The following is a 22,366-nucleotide window of genomic DNA, read 5'->3' on the forward strand; positions in this document are numbered from 1 at the left end:
ACGACGTTGATGAGCACCGACAAACCCAGACAGGGGTAGGACGCTATTCGCCTGTGGCGTTCGTTCCGAGGAACCGCTCGGCGAGCCGCTCAAACGGCCCGGCGTACCCCATCAGCGTCGTGCCGACGACCGCCATCACCAACACGTAGCCGACGGCGAACGCGCTGATCCGGTCGGCGACCGGCTGGGGGATCGTGCCGTTTGCGGCACCCGAGACCGCCAGCGTGGCGATGATCAGCGAGAACTCCCCGCGGGTCGTCATCGCCAGCGCGGTTCGCGTCGACCGCCGCACGGTGAGATCGAAGGCACGCCCGCCGAGAAAGCCGCTGAGAAGCTTCGTCGGCGTGGTGACGACAACCGCCGCTGCGATGAGGGCGGCGACACCGGCGACCGCGAGCGGGTCGGTGACGAGGCCAATCCAAAAGAAGAAGACCGCGGCGAAGGCATCCCGCAGGGGTTCGAGCAGCTCCTCGATGTGGGTGACGTGTGTCGTCGAGGAGACGGCCATCCCGACAAAGAAGGCCGCAACCGCCTCGCTGACGCCGAGCGACAGCGCGATCCCGGCGACCGCGACTGTCAGCCCGACCGTCCGCAGGACGACGGACTCGTTGGTGTCGGCGGCCAGCAGCCGCTCCAACACCGGCGTACCGAACTGGACGCCGACAAACAGCAGGCCGATAAACGCCAGCCCGACGCCGACCGCACCCGCCGCAGCGCGGATGTCGCCGCCGCCCAGAACGACCGCGGTCGTCACCGCGAGATACCCCGCGATCAACAGATCCTCGTAGACCAGCGTGCCGAGGATCGGCTCAGCCTCGTCGTTGGCGATCCAGCCCAGATCCAGCAGCGATTTGGTGATGATGGCCGACGAGGAGATGTAGACGATTCCGGCGACCAACACCGCCGGCAACACCGACCCGAAAAACAGCCAGCCGAGCGCGAAGCCGATCGGGAGGTTGACGACAGCATCGATCGTCCCCGCGGTGCTGATCTCGCGTCGCCGGGCGAGCAGGCGGTCGAGGTTGAACTCCAACCCAAGGAAGAAGAGGAGAAACACGATCCCAAGCTCCGCGCCAAGCTCGATAAACTCGGTTTCGGCGATATAGAGGTCGCCGCCCGCGAATGAGAGCCGGCCGAACACGTACTCGCTGGCGACCATCCCGACGACGATGTAGAAGGGGATCACCGACTGGCCGAGCCGGTCGGCCAGCCAGCCGACAACGGCGATAGCGGCGAACATGACCCCGACTTCCAGCAGGCTAGCCACGCAGGCCCACCCCCAATCGGTGCGGTGTCGCCGACGCGCTCGGTCGATAGACCGCTGCCGCGGCTGGCCGTCGTCCCACCGCGGTCATGTCCCACCGGCGAGCAGCTCCTCGAAGGCGTCACACTGCTCGTCGGTGCCGATGACGACGAGCGTATCACCCTCCTGAAGCGTCGTATCTGGGCCGGGGCTCTCGACGGTGTCGCCGCCGCGCTCGATGGCGACGACGGTGACGCCGGTCTGGCCGCCGATATCGGTTGTCTCAATGGTCTCGCCGGCCAGCGGCGAGCCGGGCGGAATCTCATACCACTCCAAGAGCAGCCCACCCGGAAGGGTCGTCTCCTGTTTTTCGGCCTCGATAGGCTGGAAGTACGCCCCTTCGAGGATCGTGCCGACGGTACGGGCGAGATCGTCTGAGAGCTCGTAGAGCTTCTCGGAGTCCGCATCCGGATCACCCCGCCGGAAAACCTCCCGTTTGCCGGTGTTGTGCGTGACGATAATCAGCTCCTCGTCGCCGATATCGACGACGTGTTTCTTCCCCACGCCGGGAAGATCGCTTTCCTCGATAGTCATACGACTACGGGCGAGCGACAGCATCTAAAAACCGATGGGTCGGTGCCGTGTCTGCGATCGCGGCCGCGCAGCTATTTCTCGATGATCGATTCCTCGACAGCCTCGCCGAAGTGCCGGGCCACATCCTCGTAGTACAGCAGCATCTCGTCGCCGGCTTCGAGATCGGTGACAGCCTTGCGGCCCTCGCTGGTGGCAACTTTGATCGTCTCGGCGTTCTGCAGCAGCGTCTCGATGCGGTCGCCGTCGACCTCCAGTTCCACCCGAAACATCGGCCGTTTCTCGATCTTCACGCGGCCGACGATCGCCTCTCGGGTGTTGCCGTCGGTGTCGACGACCTGTACCTCGTCGCCGCTTTTGAGCTCCGAGAGGTATTTCGTGCCGCCATCGGGCGTCCGAACGTAGGCGTGTACCGCGCCGGCGTTGACGCGGAACGGCCGGGAGGCAACATAGGGCGATTCGGCGGTCTCGGCGTGAACGAAAAAGAGGCCGCGGGACATTGAGCCGATGAGCATCCCTTCGTCGTGCTCCATCAGACTCCCGGTGTCGATACAGACCCGGTCGGCCATCCCGGCGCGTTCGACATCGAGGACTTCGCCGTACTGCAGTTCGAGGGTCTCGCGTTCGGCGGCGTCTCTGACCTCGACCGTGTTGCGAATCTCGTCGGGGTCGTCAGTGTCGAGCAGGACGCCGTCTGCGCCGAGTTCCAGCGTCTCGAAGGCGGTCTGGGCCTCCTCGGCGGAGGTGACACCGGCCAGCAGATCGGTCTCCTCGCCGATACGGGCGATCAGGTTTTCCAGCGGGATGATCGTCCAGTCTTCGCCGATGACGGCGGTGTAGTCAGCGTCTTTCGCGGCGGCCTCGGCGAAGGCCTCGTAGTCCTGATCGAAGATACGGACGTACGCGCCCTGGGGGCCGTTGCTGCCACGGCGGAGCGTCGAGAGATCGGCTGAGCCGGCGAAATCCGAGGGGAGATCGACTGTCCCGTCGCCCTCGCCGTCCTTGCCGACGAAGTAGGCGTCGGCGGCCGCGCCCCCGGCGGCCGGCTCGGCCTCATCGACCATGTCGGCATCCGAGCGGAAGGCGGCGACGTTGATCTCGCCGAGCTCGCGGACGCGGTCGACATCGCTTTCGTCGACGAGCACCCAGTCGACGCCGGCCTCGATGGCGGTCGTGATCCGTTGTTTGCGCGTCTCCCAGTCGCCGACAGCGTCGTCGGCTTTGATCCAGACGGTGCGTGTCATTACCGGGCTGTCAGCCCGCGTCGGCTTGAACATGGCGGAAGCGAGCGGTTGGCCGCGCAGTGATAGCTCTATCTGTTATACAACGGACTCCAAATCAGTCGGTAAGAGAGCGGGCTGGACGCGATTTGAACACTCACTCGTTCACTTATTCACTCGCTGCGTTCAAATCAGTAGCCGCTTTGCTCCTCACGTTTGTTCGTCGCAAAAGCGGGCTGGACGCGATTTGAACACGCGACCGACGGATTAAGAGTCCGTCGCTCTACCAAACTGAGCTACCAGCCCTCACCGCTGGCTACCCGTGTCGTGCTAAAAGGGGTTTCCTTTCGCAGCCAGCGATCGGCAGCCGATGGCTGCCCGATGTAGTCGTCGGTGGCGAGCCACCACTCGCGGGCTGAGGTGCGGGCTCGGTCGCGTTGGCGGCCGCTGTGGCGGCCGTGGCGAAACAAACGACATTAAGTGGTCACCGCCGCTGTCTTTGGATATCCATGAGTGCTGGTGTGACCGGCTCCTCGCGGTCAACCTACGCGATCCTCGGCTGTGGAAGCGTTGGCCACGCCGTCGCCGAGGAACTCACCGAGGCGGACAACGACGTGCTCATCCTCGATAAGGATACTGACCGTGTTGAGGCCCTGCGAGATCAGGATCTCAACGCGACAGTCCAGGACATCAGCGATCCCTCGGTCGCCGAGGCGGTCGCCGACCGCGACATCCTGCTGGTGTTGGCCTCCGATATCGAAGCCAACAAGGATGCGGTCGCGGCGATCCGAGAGGCCGGCGGCGACCAGTATATCGTTGTTCGGGCATCCGATCCCGTCAGCCAAGACGAGCTCAGCGAGCTCGGCGCGGATGTCGTTGTCAACCCCTCGGAGGTGATCGCCGACTCCGCGCTCCGCAGCCTCGAATCCGGCGAACTCCAGTACAAGGCCCGCCAGCTCGCCGACATCCTTGAGGCCACGGAGGGCCGGCTGGCGATCCTCACCCAGGACAACCCCGACCCCGACTCGATCGCCAGCGCGACCGCCCTCCAGGCGATCGCCGCCGAGTTCGGCGTCGAGGCCGACATCCGGTATGCCGGCGATATCGGCCACCAGGAGAACCGCGCGTTCGTCAACCTCCTCGGGATCGAGCTGCTGGCCAGCGACGAGGAGCCGCCGATCACGGAGTACGACCGGATCGCCCTTGTCGACAACGTCCCCTCGGAGACCAACGATCCCGGCTTCGAGATCGACATCTTCATCGATCACGTCGAGCCCGACGAGGAGGTCGACGCCCCGTTCGTTGATGTACGCACCAACCTCTCGTCGACCTCGACGATCCTCACAAAGTATCTCCAGGAGTTCGATCTCGGCCCCAGCGAGACGGTCGCTACCGCGCTGCTGTACGGTATTCGGGCGGAAACACTGGATTTCAAGCGGGATACGACACCCGCGGATCTGACCGCCGCCGCCTACCTCCATCCGTTCGCCAACCACGACACACTCGAACAGGTCGAGTCGCCGTCGATGTCGCCGGAGACCTTAGACGTGCTGGCGGAGGCGATCCAGAGCCGCGAGGTACAGGGAAGTCACCTCTTTTCGACAGCCGGCTTCATCCGCGACCGGGACGCCTTAGAGCAGGCCGCCCAGTATCTGCTGGATCTGGAGGGGATCACCACCAGCGCGGTGTTCGGCATCGTCGACGAGCGGATCATCGTCGCCGCCCGCTCGAAGGATATCCGGATCGACATCGGCAGTGTCCTTGAGGGGGCCTTCGAGCACAGCGGCGATGTCGTCGGCCACTCCACGCAGGGTAGCGTCGAGGTGCCGCTGGGGATCTTTACCGGGATCGAAGCCAGCGAGGACAACCGCGAGACGCTGTTGGAGCTGACCGAAGAAGCGGTGCGAAAGAAGCTGTTTGCGGAGTTGGGCGTCGAAGGCGGCGACTCGAACGGCTCTTAGGCGACCGCTTCCTCGGCGTCGTCGGCCTCTCGGAGGCGTTCGACCGTGTTGTTGACAAGGACGATATCGCCGACCGCCCGCACCCAGCGGTAGGGGATCAACACACCCTGACCCGGGCTAACGGTGTCGGCAAACAGCTCATTGTTAAGTTCGCCGACCGCGAGGCTGGTGACCGATTCCGCGTCCAAATCAAGCTGTACATCCTCGATCTCGCCGACAAACACGCCGTTGTTCGAGTAGACCTCACGACCGACGAGCGTCGTAATCTCCTGTGGAGTGCCGTCCATGCACCTACCGTTGAGGGCACCGATAATAAGATTTCGTGGTTGACAGACGGCTGTCAGACATCGACTCAGCGGTGGCGGCGGTCAAGCACCGCCGTCAGACATCAGCTCGGCGATGGCGAGAAGGATCAGGCACCGCTGTCAGCGCAGCACTGATCCGGCATCGTTGATCTCAGCCAGCGGGAGTCCTGTCGCCTCACGCCGCCAGTGATCGAGTCGGCTGGTGGCCCACGCGACGGCGTCGTCGCCGCTGTTGCGCACCAAGGCGCGACCGCCGCTATCGTCGATCACCAGCAGGCCAGCCGTCGACCCCATCGGTCGTTCGATGACCGCAAGCCCATGTGGGGGTGTCGTCTCAAGCAGGTGGAGCTCAGCCCCCGCCTCCTGGAGTGCGGTCAGCGATTCGGTGTAGCTATCGACAAGCGCGGCGGCCACCGAGTCGGTGAGGATGATCTCGACGGTCTCGGTGGTGTCGGTCGCCATCGCACAGGTTTCGATGAGCTGCGGGAAGACGGCCGGACAGAGCACCCGGATCGATTGGGCCTCGCTTATCAGCGAGCAGAGCGCGGAGACCGGCTGGTGAGGGGTCGCCTGCGTGGCCGTGACGATCGTTGCGTCCTCAAGCATCGACCGATCGATCTCCTGTGTCGGCGGCAGCTCGGCGAAGATATCACCCGCCGAAAGCAGTTCGGCTGTCTGTGCCTTGAACCGGTAATACTCCGACAGCAACAGCTCGCCAAGCAGCGTCCGTCGGTACCCCTCCGGCGATCGGGTAACGAGCCCGGCAGCTTCCAGCTCGCGGATGCTCCGGTCGACTGTCGACCGCGAGGAGGGTACCGCGGCCACGATATCGCGTTTCTCACAGCCGGCGACATCGACGGCGTACAACACCGACTCTCGCTGAATGAGCGTCGATAACACATCAGAGGGATCAGTGGCAACCATTGGTGGATGGAATCCTGCGGGGAGCTGGTCTACACGTATAAACAACCGTGATATATTTAAACGTTCGTCACTCTCCGACGCGTCAACCCAGACGGTGACGTAAAGCTATACGCCACCGTTACCGTAGATGCCGGAGTGCCTCTGACAACCCGGCGATCCTGTCGGCCGCCCTGCCCGGACGGTCGATCAAGCTAACTTGTCGAACCTGCCCGGATCGACAAGCACCACCGGCCGACTTGCCCGGGTCGGCTCGGTACTGTCACGCTGGCTGCCAGTTGGCGGCCGCACGACACTTTTCAACAACCCACCAGTAACATCGATGTCGCCTATGGTTCTTTACGGCTGGCGATTCACTGACGTGACATGAGTCAGACTGACGCTGACGCGACTGTGAGTATTGTTGGTGGCGGCCCCGCCGGCCTGAGTGCCGCGCTGTTTACCCAGAAAAACGGCCTCCAGACGCGGGTCTTCGACACCGACGGCACGTGGATGCACAAAGCCCACCTGTTCAACTATCTCGGCGTTGGCTCACAGGACGGGACGGCGTTCATGGAGACCGCCCGCCGGCAGGTCGACAGCTTCGGCGTCGAACGACACCAAGGCGAGGAGGTCACGGACGTGGCGGCCACCGACGACGGCTTCACCCTCGAAACCGCCGAGGGAAGCTACGACTCCGAGTACGTCGTGTTGGCGACGGGTGCCAACCGCGATCTCGCGGAATCGCTGGGCTGTGGCTTCGACGGCGATGTCGTCGATGTCGGCGTCGACATGGAGACCAGCGTCGATGACGCCTACGCCACGGGCGCGATGGTACGCGCCGAGGAGTGGCAGGCGGTTATCTCAGCCGGTGACGGCGCGGCAGCCGCGCTCAACATTCTCTCGAAGGAGAAGGGCGAGCACTTCCATGACTTCGACGTGCCGGCCGACGCCGACGGCGTGTTCGGCGCGATGAGCGACGAGGCGTAGGGCGGTCACGGACGGTCGCGGCGCGACGGCGACCACAGCCGCCACCGCGGCCGTCGAAGACCACAACGTTTGACACGGATGCCCCCGACAGTGAGGGTATGCAATTCGAGCGCACGAGCGGTGTCTTCCTGCATCTCACCTCGCTGCCGGGGCCACACGGCATCGGCGACCTCGGTGACGGGGCACGGGAGTTCCTTTCGTTTCTGGAGACAGCCGAACAGACCTACTGGCAGTTCTGCCCGCTGGGGCCGACCTCGGCGGCCCACGGCAACTCGCCGTACCAGTCGTTTTCGGCGTTCGCCGGCAACCCGCTGTTGATCAGCCTTGACCGCCTCGTCGATGACGGCTGGCTGACCGACGATGACCTCGAACCTATCCCCGACTTCGACCGCCACGAAGTCGAATACGAGCGCGTCGCCGACTACAAACGCGAGCAGCTCAGAGCCGCCCACGAGCGGTTTGACGAGACAGCGACCGAGGACGACCGCGCGGCCCTCGACGAGTTCCGCGAGAACGAACCGTGGGTCGAGGATTACGCCCTGTTCCGCGCGCTGAAACAGGAGCACGAGAAGGTCGCGTGGGTCGACTGGCCCGAGCCGATCCGCACCCGCGATCCCGACGCCCTCGACGATGCCCGCGAGCGATTGGCCGACGAGATCGAGTACCGCGTGCTCGTCCAGTACTGGTTCGACAAACAGTGGCAAGCGTTCAAAGCCGACGCCGAGGATGCGGGTATCGACCTCGTTGGCGACGTGCCGATCTACGTCGGCCTCGACAGCGCGGACGTGTGGGCCAGCCCCGAGGCGTTCCAACTCGACGACCAAAACCGGCCGACTGCGGTCGCCGGCGTCCCGCCGAACAGCGGCGACAGCGGCCAGAAGTGGGGGAATCCCCTGTACGACTGGGGGACGCTCGCCGACAATGACTACGACTGGTGGGCCCGCCGGCTTGATCGTCTCTTCGGCCAGGTCGACGTAACCCGACTCGATCACTTCCAGGGCTTTCTGGAGTACTGGGCGATCCCGACCCACGCCGACTCCGCCGCCGAGGGTGAGTGGCGCGACGGCCCAGCCTACGACTTCTTCGAGACGATCCGGGATCGACTCGGCGAGCTCCCCTTCATCGCCGAGGATCTCGGCTTCCCCGACGCCGAACTCAACGCCTTGATGGACGAGTTCGGCTTCCCCGGGATGCGCGTCCCGCAGTACGCCGACTGGTGTCAGGACGGCAACACCCACCAGCCGATGCACTACCCGAAAAACTCGGTCGGCTACACATCGACGCACGACACCAACACGTTCCAGGGCTACTACAACGATCTCGGCGACCGCCAGCGCGAATGCCTCCACTACAATCTCGGCGTCGACGGCGACGAGATCCATTGGTCGATGATCGAAGCCGTCTGGCGATCCGACGCGGTCTTGGCGTTCACGACGATGCAGGATCTGCTTGCCCTCGACAACCACGCCCGGTTCAACACGCCCGGCACCGCGGAGGGCAACTGGACGTGGCGGGTCACCAGCGACGGCCTCGACGAGGATATCGCCACCAAGCTCGGCACGATGACGATGATCGAACTCCGGTAGGACGGTACGGTTTTCCGGGTGGCCGCCGAGAGGTCACTGTGAACCGCGCTGCCGGCTGGCTCTCAGTGTTCACCGCGATCTGTCTGGCAGCCGCCGGCGCGCTCGTGACGACACCCCTGTTTACCCTCGGCCCCGAGATGCTGGGCCCGTTGCCGACGGCTGACCTGCTCAGCAAGCTTCTCTTCGCGGGCGCGGTCGTGTTCGGCCTCTCGGGGCTGCACCTCCTCGTCTTGCAGTTCCTGCTTCGAACCGCCACCAAACGACGCGCCCATGACCTTCGCAACATCCTCCGGCTCGTCTTCGGTGCGGTCGGCGTCGTCGCCCTGCTCGGTGTGCTCACCGACCAGTGGCTCGGCGTCCTGCTGTCGCTCGGTGTTGTCGGCTTTGCGATCACCTTCGCGCTCCAACAGCCGCTGCTTTCGCTGCTCGGCTGGCTCTACATCATGGCGAAACGACCGTACTCGGTCGGCGAGCGCGTCCGGATCGGCGAGACGAAGGGCGACGTGATCAAGGTCGATTTCCTCGTGACGACGATCTGGGAGGTCGGCGGCGAGCTGATCTCGACGAACCAGCCCTCAGGCCGCGTGGTCACGGTGCCCAACAGCGTGGTGTTGTCCTCGGAGGTCACCAACTTCGGCGGCGGTGGCTCCGAGTACGTCTGGAACGAAATCTCGATGCAGGTCTCCTACGAGACAGATCTCGACGCCGCGACCGAGATCATGATCGAGGAGGCCGAGGCGGTCGTCGGCGCGGAGATGGCCGACTCCATCGCCGACTTCCGGGAGCGACTCGCGGAGACGCCGGTCGAACTCGAAGTCACCGATGGCCCGACAGTCAACGTCACGCAGGCGGAATCGTGGGTCGAACTCCGGCTTCGCTACATCGCCCATCCGCGACAGGGAACGCGCGTCAAAAACGAGCTCTACGAGCGCGTCCTTGAGCGGTTCAACGAGAACGCGACGGTGACGAGCTTCCCGGTGAGCCGGAACCGCTGAGTCGTTGCTGCCGAATCCGGATACTCGCCCTACTCACCCAACACCGAAACCCCGAAACCCGCCGCCAGCCTCCCGTTCGGTAATGGAGACAGGCGTCATTTCGGTCGACGACCTCGCCGGGCCGTTCGACCTGCAGTCGACAGTCGAAAGCGGTCAGAGCTATCTCTGGAGTCGGCTCGACGGGAAGATGTACACGACCGACGAAGCCTACGGCGGGCAGGCGTGGTACGAGACGGTCGTCCCGCCGCTCGACGGCGTCAGCGACGAGCAGGCCGTTGTCCGCGTTCGACAGATCGACGACGACATCGAGTGGGAGTCGACGACCGACGCCGTCCCGATCCTCACCCACCTCCTGCGACTTGACGACGATCTCGACGAGATCAGAGCCGACGCGCCCGACGAGCCGCTGATCGATCGCGCCTTCGAGCAGTATCGCGGCATGCGACTCGTCCGTGATCCGCCGTTTGCTTGCCTCATTTCCTTCATTTGTTCGGCCCAGATGCGCGTGGGTCGGATTCACGGGATGCAGCAGCGACTCGCCGCAGAATACGGCGAAACCGTCGAGTTCGACGGGCGAACGTATCAGGCGTTTCCGACGCCCGAGGCGTTGGCGGCCCGCACCGAAGCCGAGTTGCGCGATCTCAGCCTCGGCTACCGCGCGCCGTACGTTCAGCGCACCGCCGAGATGGTCGCCGACGGCGAGGCCGACCCGGCTGACGCCATCGGCCGGGAGTACGAAGCCGCCCGCGAGTATCTGACTCAGTTCGTCGGCGTTGGCGACAAGGTCGCCGACTGCGTGCTGTTGTTCTCGCTTGGCTACCTCGAAGCGATCCCGCTGGATACGTGGATTCGGACAGCCATCGAAGAATACTACCCCGGCTGCGAGCAGGGCTCCTACACCGAAACGTCGCGGGCGATCCGCGAGCGGTTCGGCGGCGAGTACGCCGGCTACGTCCAGACGTACGTGTTTCACTACCTCCGCAACGGCGGCGAGTAGGGCGGCAGCGACAGTCGTGGCTGAACTGTCGTTGCGGCCGAACTTTCATACTTGCTGCCCTGCTACTTACACACATGGACTGCCGAGTCGTCGTCGAAGCTGCGGTATCGGTGTACGACGTGGAAACAGTCGATGAGGCCGTCCGCATTGCGATCTCGAAGACCGGCGAGCTGCTGAACCCGGATCTCAACTACGTCGAGATCGATATGGGATCGCCGACCGGGCCCGACGGCGAGGAGCTGCCGCCGGCGTATATCATCGCCGACGAGGCACTCGTCGCCCTGGAGTTGACGATGGACGTGTTCAACGTCGAACAGGAGGAACACGCAAAGCGAGTCGCCCGCACGGAGATCGGCCAGCGACTCAGCGAGATCCCCCTGGAGGTGATCAAAGTCGAGGAACTCCCCGACGAGGCGGGCGACACAAGCGATGACAACGGCGAAAACGATGACAACGGCGAAAACGATGACAACGGCGAAAACGATGACAACGGCGAGGGCGACGAGCGCGCTGACAGCGGGAGAGAGTAGGGCACCGAGGCATGCTTTTTACCGGCCGGTTAGCGTACGCGAAGCTATGGCAACGAGGCGACAGTTTGGTGCTGGCGTTCTAACAGCCGGTGTCGTCGGGATCGCCGGCTGCTCCGGGTGGGCTGGAGCAACAAAGACGAGAGCAAGCGGGGCTGATCGAACACAGGACATCGAGGTTGCCACCGGCGACACGATCAGCGTTGAGGTCGAAAATGAGGAAGGAGCGGTGACCGTCGCCCGAATCGTCGCCCCAAGCGGTGAGACGGTAGCCGGATCCGATGTCACCGGCGTCGCCACCATCACCCATACAGCGACCGAGAGTGGTGTGTACACCGTCGAGGTCAGGCCAGCACGACGCGGGTATTATCATATCGACATCGAGTAGACGGCTCCCCGAGCCCGTCGTGTGAGGGGATATTTACCTACCCCAGCGTAGTGTAGAATATGCAAACCCACATCGTCCCGGTCGGCTTCGATTACGACCGGCTTATCGCGCCGCTGATCCGCGATCAGTTCGACGTGGATCGGGCGATCCTGCTTGAGGGCGCGGTCGGTAGCGAGGCCAACGTCGAATACTCCCGGAACCTCGCCTCCAAGCTCGAAACCGACTTTCAAAGCTTGCTGGGCGCGGAAACCGACCGCATACGCCTCGAAGATGTCTACGATTACGACGCGGCCTTCGAGGGAGCCTTCGAGCTCATCAACGACCAACTCGACGGCGGCGCGGAGGTCTGGGTCAACGTCTGCTCGATGCCCCGCCCTGTCAGCTTCGCGTTTGCGACGGCGGCCCACTCGGTGATGGTCGAACGCCAGGAGGACAGAGATCGGATTCACACCTACTACACCGCCCCCGAGAAGTATCTCGAAACCGAGCTCGCCGAGGAGCTGCGGGCCGAGCGCGAGCTGCTCGGCGACCTGCTTGAGGCCGACGATTTCGACCGCGAGCGGATCGAAGAGCGGCTGGAAAGCACCGCCGACCTCTTGGCTGAGTTCGACGAACGCGGCAGCACGATCGGCGCGAAAGAAATCAACGGCAAGCATATCGTCGAGCTCCCGGTCGCCTCATTTTCGAGCGTCAAACCCTTCGAGGAGCTCATCCTCTTTACGCTCGGCGAGCACGGCGAGTTCGATTCGGTCAGCGAGCTTGCGGAGGCACTCGCCCGCGATCTCAACGAGGAGTACACCGACAGCTTCCGGTCGAAGGTGATCTACAACGTTGACCGGCTTGGCCCCGGCGGCAAGGGCTACATTGAACAGGAGGAGATCGGCAAATCCTACCGGACGACGCTCTCGCGGATCGGCGAGCTGTGGGTTCGCTCACACGCGGATACAACACGCGAGTAGCCAATGCGCACTTAGAGAACGATCCCGACGAGTTGGTAGAGCAATCCGAGGGCGAACACCGCGACCAGCAAAACTGTCGTCACGACGACCGCCGGCGAGAGCTCCGTTTCCTCCGTGGTGATGTACGAATCCAGTTCCATACTTCAAGGTGGTCGCTCCGACGTGTAATGTTTTGCTACTTCGCGGCGACCGCCTCTCATACGGTTTACTGTAGGAAGTTACCGTTCGACCGCCGCCCGGTGGGCGGTCGAGGCGGTAACCGTCTACAATAAACAGTATCAGCCCGACGCGCCCATCATATTCACCGTCTGCCGTACCCAGCCCGTCGCGCCGCTTGGGTAGGAGTCAGACCGCTCTTCGGGCTGGACAGTCCCCTCGCCGTCGACCGCCCGGACGACCACCTCGTGGCTGCCGTCGGGGTCGAACTCGTGTCGCCACTGCCGCCACACATCGTCGCCGGGCAACGGTTCGGAGAGCTCGGCGTCCTGCCACGTCGAGCCGCCGTCGGTCGAGACCTCGACGCGCTCGATGCCGCGGGTGCCGGCGTAGGCGTGGCCGGCCAGTTCGATCGCGCCACTATCGAGCGTGGTCGTACTCCAGAGCTTGGCGACCGTGTTGACCGGGCCGGTGCCATGCCAGCCGCGCTGTTCCCAGTAGCCGTCCATCTCCTCGTCGAGCAGTTCGATCTCGCTGAGCCATTTGACGTTCGTTTCGCCCCAGTGACCGGGCACGAGCACGCGCACCGGATGACCGTGTGATTGCGGGAGCGGCTGGCCGTTCATCTCCCAGGCGAGGAAGGCGTCTTCGAGGGCCTCGACGGGGAACTGGACGAAGTAGTCGTCCTCGGCTCGGAGCATCGCACAGCCGCATCCACCGCCGGGATCGGCCTCCTCCAGTAGGGGCTTGATCGGCGTGCCGGTCCAGACGGCGGTATCCATCTTTTCACCGTTGAGATCCTCGCCGACACACCGCAACGTCACGTAGCGGTGTTCGGTCGGCATCGCGGTCAGCTCGTCGTAGCTGACGGTTACGTCGTCGCCGACCTCGCCGGTGATCGTCATCGACCAGTCGTCGGCCGGCACCTCGGGGTCGAATTCGGCGATATCGACGTTGTAGAACTCGCCGATCTCGCTGACCAACCCCGGTACGTCGCCGTCGATATCGAGGGCTTGGGTGTCGGCTTGTTGCAGCCGATCGGCGACCGCCTCGCTGACCGGGTCGGTCGGAGCATCGTTGCCACCGGCGTTGGCAAGACGGCCGACACCAGCAGCAACGCCGATAAATGCGGCCGCACTGGCGATGACGCGTCGCCGGGCGGGGTTGTGTTCGATGGCGTCGCCGGCTTGCACGCCAAGCGCGGTGAACACCAACACCGGCGCGGCCGCACCGATCGCCAGCGATGGGTCAGCCGTGATCGCCGCGGTGACACCCCACGCGAGCCCGCCAGCAAGGACGATCCCAAGTGTCGATTGCGTGAGTCGGTCGGCGACGCGAATACCGAGCAGGGCAATCGCGCCGAGGAGGCCGACAGCGAGCCCCACCGAGAGGGCGATATGCAGCAGATGGCCCTCCTCGCCGATGTTCTCGATGACGAACGCAACGAGTCGACCGGGGGTGAGTCGGACGACAAGCGCGTCGATCGGCGCGACGATGAACTGGCGGGTGTAGCCGGCGACCGCATACGAGCCGGCGACGCCGGTGATGCCGGCAAGCAGCGCGACGAGCAGCTCGGTGCTGTGAGCGGACACCTGCGCTCGGAGTCGAGTAGCGCGATCCATGGGTTAGGTCTCAACTACGGTGGTGTTGTCTCGGGGACGTATTAGTGGTGAGTGTGGCTGCAACATCGGTGTCAACTCAGGAGCTGTCATTCATCGTTTCGTTGCCCATCGAGCCATCGTCCATGGAACCGCCCATCGACTCGTTTTCCATCGAACCGTTGTCCATCGAACCACTCATCGACTCATTTTCCATCGAGCCATCGTCCATGGAGCCCTCCATCGAGTCATTCTCCATCGAGCCGCCGTCCATGGAGTCGTTGCTCATGGACTCATCGTCCATTGTCTCGTTGTCCATGGAGGAATCCATCGAGTCATTCTCCATCGATTCATCATCCATTGACTCGTCGTCCATGGAGTCGTCCGACCCTTCGTCGGATGTGCTGTCAGTATCTGTACAGCCGGCAAGAGCGATCACCGTCGCTGTTCCGGTCGCCTGCAGCAGCCGTCGTCGTGTACGTGCCATATCATCGCTACAGTCAGCCCATCAAAGGGGATTTTGCAAGGTTCGACCCAACACCGTTCATACTCAGTTCAAATTTCGGTCGGAATCGATCACGCGAAGTTTGAACGGAGTTTGATCGCTTCTTGAAGAAGCTATTTAGGTATTTGCGGTGAGGAGACAGATATCGTGCCGCCTGCGGGTGATCGAGTGCGATCGACAAACCAGCGACAGAGTACCAGTCATGGAGACCCCACCGTTCCATGTGAAAAGCGATTTGCCACTGCCGCGGAGAGTGGCAGCTAACCGATGGAGAAATCCCTGTGGTACCTCTTTGCCGGAAGCCGTGGCGGTGTCAACAGGGTTCGCATCGTGCGGGAGCTCAGTGATCGCCCACAGAACGCAAACGAGTTGGCCGAAACACTGGATGTCGACTACAACACGATCACCCACCACATAGAGATGTTACACGAACACGATGTCGTCGAGCCGAGCGAGCATGATTACGGAAAGCTGTACTTCCTCACCGATCGGTTTGAGCAGTACAGCGAGACGTTTGAGCAGATCGCTTCGGAGGTCGAATAGCGATGATCGCAAACATCGCAACCCCAGCGGCGATGGGCGTCGCCGGTATCAACAGCATCCTGCTGTTGGTTCTCGTTTCAGTCTGGGTGCGAAACTACCGGCAGTTCGGCTCGCCGATGATCCTCGGCCTGCTTGGGTTTAGCAGCGTCTTACTCATCGAGAATCTGATCGCGCTTGCGTTCTTCTTCAGCAGCATGCAGACGCTGTACAGCATGGATCCGCTGGCCGGACAGGTCGTCTTGGGGATGCGGCTGCTGGAGCTGATCGCCATCGGGTTCCTCAGCTACGCAACACTGCAGTGATGGCTCCATCGTGTTCAACGGAAAGAGAGTGGGACTGCCGAGAGTCGAACTCAGGTCCTACGGACCCCATCCGCAGAGGATACCACTACCCCACAGTCCCGCATCCGAGAGAATGCGAGGCGGTCGTTTAACACCTTTGTTTCGCTTGTCGCCGCCGGCTGTGTCGGGTGGTTTCAGTGCTGTTTCTCGATGTCGCCGGACAGATACTCACTGCTGCGAGCAATGATCCGCCGAGTAAACTCATCGGTCAGCTGTCCCTGTGGATTTGCAACCGCGTCGTGTTTGATCGTTGCGAGCACCCACGGAGAACAGTATGAAAGCTTCTCGGGGTTGTAGCCGGCGACCCAATCGCTCTCGGTGACCGCGACGTTCGCGGGGAGATCACTCAGTGTGAGCCCCGCACAGATGTACTCCTCACCACGGTACGGAACCGCATCCGCGCTGAGAACGAGCCATGGCCGCGGGTTCGAGCCGGTGCGGTACGGATCAGGAGCCCACACCACGTCGCCGGCGAGAAATCGGTCACTCGTCATCGCGGAGCGTGCGCGGATCGACGGCGTGGGGTTCCCACTCGCTCAGCTGTGGCGGGTGATCGGCCTCCTCCCGCTGGGTAAGCGTTGCTGCTGCGTGTTCACCGGCGGCGTCGACGCTCTGTTCGTGGTCGCTGACGCGCCAGTAGGGTTCTCGGTGATCGACCCGCCCACGCTCGCGGAGTCGCACGAGCGTTGGGCCAACTGATCCGGATTTCACGCCGGTGTTGGCGGCGATCTCGCTTTGGGTGTACGCCGTCTCCGGGTGCGCTCGAAGAAAGGAGAGGATCCGATCCGCGTTGGTGCCGGCCGCTGGCTCGCCGGGGTTCGACGAGAGCTCCTCAAACTCGTCGCTGGTGATCGGCATACAGACTGATTGTACTGGCGTGTATTGAATGTATTGCGCGGTTGAGAAGGTTACACCAACACAGCTTCGAGATCGACCACAACACCGCTGTCGGCGTCGGGGTCGCCGACGAGCCGCCCGAGACAGACCGCACTCCCGTTGGGCGTATAGCAGGCCACAAGCGCGTCGTCGTCGACCGCACTGTCGGGGCCCTCGATCACACCCGGCGCGTACACCGGCGCGCCGGTGGCGACCTGGTCGGCCGCCGAGGGGGCGATGACGACGCTCGGCAGATGCTCCAGTGCGCGCTCGGCCGGCTGGACAACCTCTCGCAGCCACTCGGTGTCGCCCTCGCGGGCGACCGCCAGCGCGTCGGTAAATTCGTGGAGATCGACCAAGGAGGTGTCGTCGAAGGGATCGGTCGCGGTGCGGCGAAGATGGCCCATGTGTGCGCCTGTGCCGAGTGCCAGCCCCAGATCGTGACACAGCTTGCGAACGTAGGTGCCGCTTTCACACGCGATCCGGAGCAACGCCTGGCGGTCGGTGTGATCCAACAGCTCCAGGGCGTAGATCTCTCGGACGCGAAGCTGGCGACGCACCGCGCTCTTTTTCGGCGGTTTCTGGTAGAGCGGGGCCTCAAACCGACTCAACACCGACTCGAAATCAGCCGGCCGCGGGCCATGAAGCTCTAAGACGGCGACGTACTCCTTGCGGCCTTCGAGAAAGACCTGGGCCATCCGGGTGGCGTCGCCGAGCAGCATCGGGAGACAGCCTGTCACCTTCGGATCCAGCGTCCCCGCATGCGCCGCGCGGTCGACCGTGGGTGACTCCACATCCGGTGTCGACCCCTCGTCGTCGGCAGCCGAGGCAACGAGGTCGTCAACGGCGTCGCCGGCCAGATCCCGCACCCAGCCGGCGACCTGGTGGGCCGAGGGGCCGGCGGGTTTATCGAGGTTGACGACGCCGAAGGCCAACAGCTCGGCGGGCGTGCGGTCGTCGGGTGCGGGACGAAGTAGATCGCTCATTGGTGGATCAAAACCGCTCAGAACTCGTAGGCGACGCCCTCGACCGGGGCTTTCCCCTCGTCGATGGCCGGATCGTAGGCCTCGACGGCGGTCGCAAGCATCCGCTGGACAGCCTCGGGCCCCCAGCGGGCGGTGTTGTAGGTGATGTCGTAGATCGAGAGATCCGCGATATCGATGTTGTAATACTCCTGATACCGCTTGCGCTCGCTGTGTTCGCGGCGTTCGGTCTCCTCGCGGGCGACGGCGGTCGATTTGTCCTCGCGGTCGGCGATGCGGTCGGCGCGGACGGCCAGCGGCGCGTCAAGCCAGATCTTCACATCCGCGTGGTCGCCGGCAAGCCAGCCGGCGAGCCGGGATTCCAAGACAACATCGTCGTCCTCGACGGCGATCTCCCGCAGCCGGGCGTCAAGATCGCGGTCGATCTGGTCGTTTTCCTCGGCCAGTTCGTTGAACTCGACGGGCGAGAGGTCGCGTTCGGCGGCCAGCTCGCGGAAGATATCCCCGCCGCTGACATGATCGAGATCAAAGGCGTCGGCGAGGGCGGCAGCGTTCGTCGACTTCCCGCTGCCGGGGGGGCCAGAAACGGTGAGTAACATATCCACTCTGCGGCCGTCCACCTAAAAGAGATTACCCTTCACCGCGCCCATGGGGCCTCCTCGCATGCGGCAACCGCGGGGTGCCCGAAAACAGGGGCTCAGTTCGCCGACGGCGTCATGCTGATGTTGAGCCCCTTCTGGATGATCTGGTTGAACGCCATCGAACACAGGAAGTACCAGACGATCCAGATCTGCATCGGACCGACGATCCCGGTCGTCCACTCGACCTCACCCGCAAACGGGATGACGATGTTCTGGAAGGCGTAGTGTTCGACCCCACCGCGGAAGCCGAGCGCCCAGTACATCCAGAGGAACGCCGGGATGGTGAGAAACATGATCCACACCATCGGGCGGAACTGCTCTTTGAACATGCCGAGCTGGTCGCCCATCGCCTCCATCTGTTCCTGTTGAATCTCTTCAAGGGCTTCCTCGTCGCCGCGCTCCTTGGCGTCCTCGCGTTTCTGCTTGATATCATCCATCCGTGCCTTGTACTCGCCCATCTTCTCGGCGTCGGTCAGCGCGACACGCAGCAGCGTCGAGTACAGCCCGGTCGCCAAGGCGATGATCATCACAACGACGTAAAACGGGACGACGTTTGTCAGCGGAGCCAGCACAACGTCGATCGCGCCGGCAACGATGTTGCGGGCGGGCGCCCACGCGTAGCCCGCAAAGAGGCCGACGGTCAGGCCGGCCGCGGCCTTATCCCACTTCGTCCAGGAGGTCGATTCGATCTCCTCGGCGTCGCTTTCCTCGGTAAGTCCCTCACGGACGGCGTCGGGCGATTCGATCCGGAACCCACCCTCGCCGTCGACGAGGATCCCCTTCTCGATCAGCCGGCCCCACTGCCCGCTAGAGATCTCATCCCGAACGTCGACCCACTGCACCTCGTTGTCAGTGGCGGTGTCGAGGACGGTCTCGATGGCGGATTTCATCTCGGCGTCAGCGTTGACCAACGAGCGAACTTTGCGTTCGATTCGGCTCATTGCCACCCTGTTGGCAACGCGTGAATAAGAAGGTTGTACTCTGTCGGTGCCAGCAGCGTGGTCGGCGGGCTGTGGCGTGTCCGACGAGGAGGGGCTCGATCAGTCGTCGAGGCCGACGGCGTCGACGATGCGATCGAAGACACCGTCCGGATCGGCTTCGCCGTCAACCTCGATCAGATCACCAGTTTCTCGATACTGTTCGACGACAGGCTCGGTGTTTTCTCGGTAGACCTCCAGTCGCTCGGCGGCGACCTCCTCGGTGTCGTCGTCGCGCTGTTCGAGTCGGTCGACGATCTCCTCGTCGTCTGGCATGTTGAACTCGGTGTGGTACACGTCGCCCGTTTCGGGGTCGACACGCCGGCCCGTCAGCCGGCGCAACAGCTCATCTTCGCCGACATCGAGAAAGACAACCGCGTCAAGCTCGGTGATCGAGTCGAGATACTCGACCTGCGAGAGGTTTCGCGGGTAGCCATCGAGAATGAAGCCGTCGGCCTCGTCGATGGCGGCCTTGACGATCTCGTTGACCAGGCCGTCGGGGACGAGCTCGCCGGCATCCATATACTCCCGTGGGGTGCCGTACTCGGTTTCCATATCCTTGTTTGCCCGGAGAGCGTCGCCGGTCGTGATGTGTTCAAGATCGAATTCGTCGGCGAGCCGCGAGCTTTGGGTTCCTTTACCGGCACCGGGCGGGCCAAGCAACAGCAGTCGATTGCTCATACCGACACCATTCCGGGCGGCCTTATAGCTTTGAACAATTCCTTGTCGGGATCGATCCAGCCGATCGTCTCATCCCTGCAGTTTGGTCGTCGTTTCGACGAGCGGATGCCGATCCTGCTCGATGACCGAGATATCATCGATCGATGACAACCCCTGTTCGGCAGCGGTTTGAGCCATCCCCAGCTCCAGAGGTTCGGCGGGGACGATCGCGTAGGCGTCCATCTCGTCGATCCCAAGCCGGTCGGCCGCAAGCGCGCGGTGGTGGCCGTCGGCGAGATACACCACGCCGTCGTCGCCGCCGGCATCGATCACGACCAGCGGCTCGGCCAGCCCGCGTTCGAGCTCGTAGCGGCGGCCGTCGAGCTCGTCGGCGTACACCTCCGCCTGTGTCGGTACAAGCTCGGCAAGCGCGACCGATCGCCGCTCTTGGGTCAGCTCGACACCGTGGAGATCGGTGAGCATCCGACTGAGCTTGGCAACCTTCTCGGGGGTTGCCCGCTCGATCTGGCTGCGAATAACATCCGTATTCGAGAGGATGCCGACAAGCGCGCCGGCATCGTCGACGACGGGTAGCTTCTCGATGTCCGAGCGGACGATCACACGGGCGGCGTCGGTGATCGTCATCTCGGGGTCGGCGACGATCGTCTCCGTGCTCATCACATCGGCGATCGTTGCCTCGGCGTCGGCAGCAAGCAGATCACGGCCGGTGACAAACCCCTCAACGCGGCCGTCGCGGGTGACCGGAAACCCGTTGTGGCCGTCCTCGCCGTCGATCTGTGCGCGGACAGCCCCGACGGTATCGGTCGGCGAAACTGTCGTCACCGCCCGCGTCATGTACGCCTTGACACGTGGCTCAGTGTCCATCGGTCGCTCTACAGGGAGCTGACAAAAAACTCTTGTCGATCACTCCGGCGGAAACCGCACCAGCGGATCGCCGTACTGGCCGGGGCGCGGTGCGGTATCGAGCGTCTCAAAGAACCGGCCCGCGATGGTGTCGTGGACGACGACCGATAGCGTCTCCCACTCTTCGACGGCTCCGAGCACGCCGATCGGCACCTGCGCGCCGGCCATCGTCGCGTGGCCGCCCGCGCTGCCGACCTGGCCGAGTGCCTCCCGCAGCGTTTCGCCGAGATCGACCCCCGACCCGCGGCTCCGGCCGGAGACGTAGATGGTTTCGTCGTCGTAGCCGAAGACGATGACCGTCTCGACGCTCTCCATGGTGAGGAGTTCGTCGGCGGCTTGGGAGAGCGCGTCTCGGTCGGTGATCTCGCCGACACAGCTCGCCAGCGCGGAACCGCGCACCTCGCGGGCCTCGATGGCCGTCGCCAGCGTGTCCAGTACCGACCCACTCACGGCCGGTGATTCGATCCGGGTGAGCGCGTCCTCGTCGGCGTGTGCCGAGAGGAACGCGGCGGCGGTGAAATCCGCCTCGGAGACGCCACGAGTGAACTGTCTGGTGTCGGTCTGAATCCCATACAGCAGTGCGGTCGCCAACGACTCCGGGGGCGTTACGCCGAGTTGGCGGAGGTACTCGACCATGATTGTACTCGTCGAACCGATGTCGGGCCGGATGTCGAGGAAGCCCTCGCGGTCGTCGATGGGCTGTCGCTGGGGGTGGTGGTCGACGACGATCTGCACCGGCGTGCCCGGCGGCAGGCTGTCGTTGACGCCAGGCCGGGCATGATCGACGAGCGCGATAGCACCGAACTCCTCAGGAGAAAACGACTCGGTCGAGGTTTCGGTCAGCGGCAGCGACAACAAATTAACGAGCGCGCGGTTTTCCTGATGCGTGATCTCGCCGAAGTAGTAGGCCTCGCTATCGACGCCGACCCGGTCGGCGATGTGGGTGAGCGCGATCGCGCTGGCGATGGCGTCGGGGTCGGGGTTGTCGTGGGTGACGACGGCCAGCGGGGCGGAAAGCGGGCGAAGCACCGACAGCAGGCGAGCCATCCGGTCGCCGTGGACGCCGCCAGCGACATCGAGCAGCCGGTCGGTGATGTCGCTGACCGGGTCGATGTAGCGATCTGCGACCGCTCCCAGCTGCTCGGCGTGGCTCTCGGTTGCGTCGTCGTGGCGGATCGACAGCAGCGTCGCGGCAGGGAACACCTCGCGGGCTCGCATGGCGATCCGGCCGTGGCGGATGGGGTCGGCCGCGGCGACGACGACGGTATCGGCCATATCGGGGTAGTTCGACTCGTCGGTCGGATCGCCCTCGACGGCCCGAACGCCGTCCTCGCGGAGCGTCGTCACCCAGCCCCGGTCGTCGGTGACGACGTAGAGCTTGCCGGGCTGGTCGGCGACGTGGCTGGCGACGGTGCTGCCGACAGCCCGGTCGCCGAGGACGAGCCGGCGCATCATACCCCTATGTGGGCGGCGATTCGGGAAAACAGTGCCGTGTCAATT

The 22,366-nt window shown here is 63.9% G+C and carries 26 protein-coding genes and 2 tRNA genes; 10 read left to right on the forward strand and 18 right to left on the reverse strand.

What is annotated here, in order from left to right; genetic code table 11:
• Window positions 1-43: 43 nt before the first annotated feature.
• The 4 genes from EWF95_RS07430 to EWF95_RS07445 all read right to left on the reverse strand — a co-directional run bounded on the left by EWF95_RS07430 (window position 44) and on the right by EWF95_RS07445 (window position 3,360).
• A complete protein-coding gene (locus EWF95_RS07430) occupies window positions 44-1,240 on the reverse strand; it encodes a cation:proton antiporter (RefSeq protein ID WP_142443443.1) in 1,197 nt (398 codons plus the stop codon).
• A gap of 111 nt (window positions 1,241-1,351) precedes the next feature.
• Window positions 1,352-1,837 (reverse strand): cation:proton antiporter regulatory subunit, encoded by a 486-nt coding sequence (locus EWF95_RS07435; protein ID WP_142443444.1) that lies wholly within the window; start codon window positions 1,835-1,837, stop codon window positions 1,352-1,354.
• A 71-nt stretch (window positions 1,838-1,908) separates the two neighbouring features.
• Window positions 1,909-3,078 carry a 3-dehydroquinate synthase II gene (locus EWF95_RS07440; protein ID WP_142443445.1) on the reverse strand — a complete coding sequence of 390 codons (1,170 nt, stop codon included), beginning with the start codon at window positions 3,076-3,078 and terminating at the stop codon, window positions 1,909-1,911.
• A 208-nt stretch (window positions 3,079-3,286) separates the two neighbouring features.
• Window positions 3,287-3,360, reverse strand: a tRNA-Lys gene (locus EWF95_RS07445).
• A gap of 203 nt (window positions 3,361-3,563) precedes the next feature.
• On the opposite strand from EWF95_RS07445, the gene EWF95_RS07450 reads away from it, so the two are divergent.
• Window positions 3,564-5,015, forward strand: a complete 1,452-nt coding sequence (locus tag EWF95_RS07450) for a DHH family phosphoesterase (RefSeq protein WP_142443446.1) — start codon at window positions 3,564-3,566, stop codon at window positions 5,013-5,015.
• On the opposite strand, the gene EWF95_RS07455 is transcribed toward EWF95_RS07450, so the two are convergent.
• On the reverse strand, window positions 5,012-5,302 hold the full coding sequence (locus tag EWF95_RS07455) for a PRC-barrel domain-containing protein (protein WP_142443447.1): 291 nt from the start codon (window positions 5,300-5,302) through the stop codon (window positions 5,012-5,014). The genes EWF95_RS07450 and EWF95_RS07455 overlap by 4 nt on opposite strands.
• Window positions 5,303-5,440: 138 nt before the next feature.
• Window positions 5,441-6,244, reverse strand: a complete 804-nt coding sequence (locus tag EWF95_RS07460) for a helix-turn-helix transcriptional regulator (RefSeq protein ID WP_142443448.1) — start codon at window positions 6,242-6,244, stop codon at window positions 5,441-5,443.
• A gap of 363 nt (window positions 6,245-6,607) precedes the next feature.
• On the opposite strand from EWF95_RS07460, the gene EWF95_RS07465 reads away from it, so the two are divergent.
• The 7 genes from EWF95_RS07465 (at window position 6,608) to EWF95_RS07495 (ending at window position 12,662) form a co-directional block, all read left to right on the forward strand.
• The gene (locus EWF95_RS07465) at window positions 6,608-7,210 is read left to right on the forward strand and encodes an FAD-dependent oxidoreductase (protein ID WP_142443449.1); all 603 of its coding nucleotides are present in this window, start codon (window positions 6,608-6,610) and stop codon (window positions 7,208-7,210) included.
• 98 nt (window positions 7,211-7,308) lie between these two features.
• Complete coding sequence (gene malQ / locus EWF95_RS07470) at window positions 7,309-8,796, forward strand: 4-alpha-glucanotransferase (protein ID WP_142443450.1); 1,488 nt, start codon at window positions 7,309-7,311, stop codon at window positions 8,794-8,796.
• 38 nt (window positions 8,797-8,834) lie between these two features.
• A complete protein-coding gene (locus EWF95_RS07475) occupies window positions 8,835-9,791 on the forward strand; it encodes a mechanosensitive ion channel family protein (RefSeq protein ID WP_394348581.1) in 957 nt (318 codons plus the stop codon).
• Window positions 9,792-9,873: 82 nt separating this feature from the next.
• Window positions 9,874-10,788 carry a DNA-3-methyladenine glycosylase family protein gene (locus tag EWF95_RS07480; protein ID WP_142443451.1) on the forward strand — a complete coding sequence of 305 codons (915 nt, stop codon included), beginning with the start codon at window positions 9,874-9,876 and terminating at the stop codon, window positions 10,786-10,788.
• A 74-nt stretch (window positions 10,789-10,862) separates the two neighbouring features.
• Complete coding sequence (locus EWF95_RS07485) at window positions 10,863-11,318, forward strand: DUF555 domain-containing protein (protein ID WP_142443452.1); 456 nt, start codon at window positions 10,863-10,865, stop codon at window positions 11,316-11,318.
• 46 nt (window positions 11,319-11,364) lie between these two features.
• Complete coding sequence (locus EWF95_RS07490; RefSeq protein ID WP_142443453.1) at window positions 11,365-11,703, forward strand: hypothetical protein; 339 nt, start codon at window positions 11,365-11,367, stop codon at window positions 11,701-11,703.
• Window positions 11,704-11,762: 59 nt separating this feature from the next.
• Window positions 11,763-12,662, forward strand: a complete 900-nt coding sequence (locus tag EWF95_RS07495; protein WP_142443454.1) for an HFX_2341 family transcriptional regulator — start codon at window positions 11,763-11,765, stop codon at window positions 12,660-12,662.
• 11 nt (window positions 12,663-12,673) lie between these two features.
• Here EWF95_RS07495 and EWF95_RS13840 read toward each other — a convergent pair whose 3' ends face one another.
• The 3 genes from EWF95_RS13840 to EWF95_RS07505 form a co-directional block, all read right to left on the reverse strand.
• Window positions 12,674-12,802: a hypothetical protein gene (locus EWF95_RS13840; protein ID WP_281284933.1), complete on the reverse strand. Its 129-nt coding sequence runs from the start codon at window positions 12,800-12,802 to the stop codon at window positions 12,674-12,676.
• A 138-nt stretch (window positions 12,803-12,940) separates the two neighbouring features.
• Window positions 12,941-14,440 (reverse strand): molybdopterin-dependent oxidoreductase, encoded by a 1,500-nt coding sequence (locus tag EWF95_RS07500; RefSeq protein WP_142443455.1) that lies wholly within the window; start codon window positions 14,438-14,440, stop codon window positions 12,941-12,943.
• Window positions 14,441-14,516: 76 nt separating this feature from the next.
• On the reverse strand, window positions 14,517-14,903 hold the full coding sequence (locus tag EWF95_RS07505) for a hypothetical protein (RefSeq protein WP_142443456.1): 387 nt from the start codon (window positions 14,901-14,903) through the stop codon (window positions 14,517-14,519).
• A gap of 285 nt (window positions 14,904-15,188) precedes the next feature.
• Here EWF95_RS07505 and EWF95_RS07510 point away from each other — a divergent pair, with 285 nt between their 5' ends.
• A complete protein-coding gene (locus tag EWF95_RS07510) occupies window positions 15,189-15,464 on the forward strand; it encodes a winged helix-turn-helix domain-containing protein (protein WP_142443457.1) in 276 nt (91 codons plus the stop codon).
• Window positions 15,465-15,466: 2 nt separating this feature from the next.
• Entirely contained in the window at window positions 15,467-15,766 is a 300-nt protein-coding gene (locus EWF95_RS07515; RefSeq protein ID WP_142443458.1) for a hypothetical protein, read from the forward strand.
• A 29-nt stretch (window positions 15,767-15,795) separates the two neighbouring features.
• Here EWF95_RS07515 and EWF95_RS07520 read toward each other — a convergent pair.
• The 9 genes from EWF95_RS07520 to EWF95_RS07560 form a co-directional block, all read right to left on the reverse strand.
• Window positions 15,796-15,866, reverse strand: a tRNA-Pro gene (locus EWF95_RS07520).
• 73 nt (window positions 15,867-15,939) lie between these two features.
• Window positions 15,940-16,299, reverse strand: a complete 360-nt coding sequence (locus EWF95_RS07525; protein WP_142443459.1) for a hypothetical protein — start codon at window positions 16,297-16,299, stop codon at window positions 15,940-15,942.
• Entirely contained in the window at window positions 16,289-16,663 is a 375-nt protein-coding gene (locus tag EWF95_RS07530) for a MarR family transcriptional regulator (protein ID WP_142443460.1), read from the reverse strand. The genes EWF95_RS07525 and EWF95_RS07530 overlap by 11 nt, the downstream gene beginning before the upstream one ends.
• A gap of 50 nt (window positions 16,664-16,713) precedes the next feature.
• Entirely contained in the window at window positions 16,714-17,667 is a 954-nt protein-coding gene (locus EWF95_RS07535) for an RNA-guided pseudouridylation complex pseudouridine synthase subunit Cbf5 (protein ID WP_142443461.1), read from the reverse strand.
• A 17-nt stretch (window positions 17,668-17,684) separates the two neighbouring features.
• On the reverse strand, window positions 17,685-18,263 hold the full coding sequence (cmk, locus tag EWF95_RS07540; protein WP_142443462.1) for a (d)CMP kinase: 579 nt from the start codon (window positions 18,261-18,263) through the stop codon (window positions 17,685-17,687).
• A gap of 98 nt (window positions 18,264-18,361) precedes the next feature.
• Entirely contained in the window at window positions 18,362-19,246 is an 885-nt protein-coding gene (locus EWF95_RS07545) for a DUF106 domain-containing protein (protein ID WP_142443463.1), read from the reverse strand.
• Window positions 19,247-19,345: 99 nt separating this feature from the next.
• A complete protein-coding gene (locus EWF95_RS07550; RefSeq protein ID WP_142443464.1) occupies window positions 19,346-19,963 on the reverse strand; it encodes an adenylate kinase in 618 nt (205 codons plus the stop codon).
• 69 nt (window positions 19,964-20,032) lie between these two features.
• A complete protein-coding gene (locus EWF95_RS07555) occupies window positions 20,033-20,827 on the reverse strand; it encodes a CBS domain-containing protein (RefSeq protein ID WP_142443465.1) in 795 nt (264 codons plus the stop codon).
• A 39-nt stretch (window positions 20,828-20,866) separates the two neighbouring features.
• Window positions 20,867-22,321 (reverse strand): DHH family phosphoesterase, encoded by a 1,455-nt coding sequence (locus tag EWF95_RS07560; RefSeq protein WP_142443466.1) that lies wholly within the window; start codon window positions 22,319-22,321, stop codon window positions 20,867-20,869.
• Window positions 22,322-22,366: the final 45 nt, after the last annotated feature.

The organism is Halonotius roseus, assembly GCF_006861655.1.
GTDB classification, from domain to species: domain Archaea; phylum Halobacteriota; class Halobacteria; order Halobacteriales; family Haloferacaceae; genus Halonotius; species Halonotius roseus.

Bases quoted from the DNA above. Each gene is read 5' to 3' on its own strand.
- EWF95_RS07455 (WP_142443447.1), bottom strand. From the start codon at position 5,302: ATGGACGGCACTCCACAGGAGATTACGACGCTCGTCGGTCGTGAGGTC.
- EWF95_RS07530 (WP_142443460.1), bottom strand. From the start codon at position 16,663: ATGCCGATCACCAGCGACGAGTTTGAGGAGCTCTCGTCGAACCCCGGC.
- EWF95_RS07510 (WP_142443457.1), top strand. From the start codon at position 15,189: ATGGAGAAATCCCTGTGGTACCTCTTTGCCGGAAGCCGTGGCGGTGTC.
- EWF95_RS07515 (WP_142443458.1), top strand. From the start codon at position 15,467: ATGATCGCAAACATCGCAACCCCAGCGGCGATGGGCGTCGCCGGTATC.
- EWF95_RS07495 (WP_142443454.1), top strand. From the start codon at position 11,763: ATGCAAACCCACATCGTCCCGGTCGGCTTCGATTACGACCGGCTTATC.
- EWF95_RS07485 (WP_142443452.1), top strand. From the start codon at position 10,863: ATGGACTGCCGAGTCGTCGTCGAAGCTGCGGTATCGGTGTACGACGTG.
- cmk (WP_142443462.1), bottom strand. From the start codon at position 18,263: ATGTTACTCACCGTTTCTGGCCCCCCCGGCAGCGGGAAGTCGACGAAC.
- EWF95_RS07550 (WP_142443464.1), bottom strand. From the start codon at position 19,963: ATGAGCAATCGACTGCTGTTGCTTGGCCCGCCCGGTGCCGGTAAAGGA.
- EWF95_RS07450 (WP_142443446.1), top strand. From the start codon at position 3,564: ATGAGTGCTGGTGTGACCGGCTCCTCGCGGTCAACCTACGCGATCCTC.
- EWF95_RS07435 (WP_142443444.1), bottom strand. From the start codon at position 1,837: ATGACTATCGAGGAAAGCGATCTTCCCGGCGTGGGGAAGAAACACGTC.
- EWF95_RS07535 (WP_142443461.1), bottom strand. From the start codon at position 17,667: ATGAGCGATCTACTTCGTCCCGCACCCGACGACCGCACGCCCGCCGAG.
- EWF95_RS07545 (WP_142443463.1), bottom strand. From the start codon at position 19,246: ATGAGCCGAATCGAACGCAAAGTTCGCTCGTTGGTCAACGCTGACGCC.
- EWF95_RS07480 (WP_142443451.1), top strand. From the start codon at position 9,874: ATGGAGACAGGCGTCATTTCGGTCGACGACCTCGCCGGGCCGTTCGAC.
- EWF95_RS07500 (WP_142443455.1), bottom strand. From the start codon at position 14,440: ATGGATCGCGCTACTCGACTCCGAGCGCAGGTGTCCGCTCACAGCACC.
- EWF95_RS07440 (WP_142443445.1), bottom strand. From the start codon at position 3,078: ATGACACGCACCGTCTGGATCAAAGCCGACGACGCTGTCGGCGACTGG.
- EWF95_RS07505 (WP_142443456.1), bottom strand. From the start codon at position 14,903: ATGGCACGTACACGACGACGGCTGCTGCAGGCGACCGGAACAGCGACG.
- EWF95_RS07430 (WP_142443443.1), bottom strand. From the start codon at position 1,240: ATGTTCGCCGCTATCGCCGTTGTCGGCTGGCTGGCCGACCGGCTCGGC.
- EWF95_RS07560 (WP_142443466.1), bottom strand. From the start codon at position 22,321: ATGATGCGCCGGCTCGTCCTCGGCGACCGGGCTGTCGGCAGCACCGTC.
- EWF95_RS13840 (WP_281284933.1), bottom strand. From the start codon at position 12,802: ATGGAACTGGATTCGTACATCACCACGGAGGAAACGGAGCTCTCGCCG.
- EWF95_RS07465 (WP_142443449.1), top strand. From the start codon at position 6,608: ATGAGTCAGACTGACGCTGACGCGACTGTGAGTATTGTTGGTGGCGGC.
- malQ (WP_142443450.1), top strand. From the start codon at position 7,309: ATGCAATTCGAGCGCACGAGCGGTGTCTTCCTGCATCTCACCTCGCTG.
- EWF95_RS07525 (WP_142443459.1), bottom strand. From the start codon at position 16,299: ATGACGAGTGACCGATTTCTCGCCGGCGACGTGGTGTGGGCTCCTGAT.
- EWF95_RS07555 (WP_142443465.1), bottom strand. From the start codon at position 20,827: ATGGACACTGAGCCACGTGTCAAGGCGTACATGACGCGGGCGGTGACG.
- EWF95_RS07460 (WP_142443448.1), bottom strand. From the start codon at position 6,244: ATGGTTGCCACTGATCCCTCTGATGTGTTATCGACGCTCATTCAGCGA.
- EWF95_RS07490 (WP_142443453.1), top strand. From the start codon at position 11,365: ATGGCAACGAGGCGACAGTTTGGTGCTGGCGTTCTAACAGCCGGTGTC.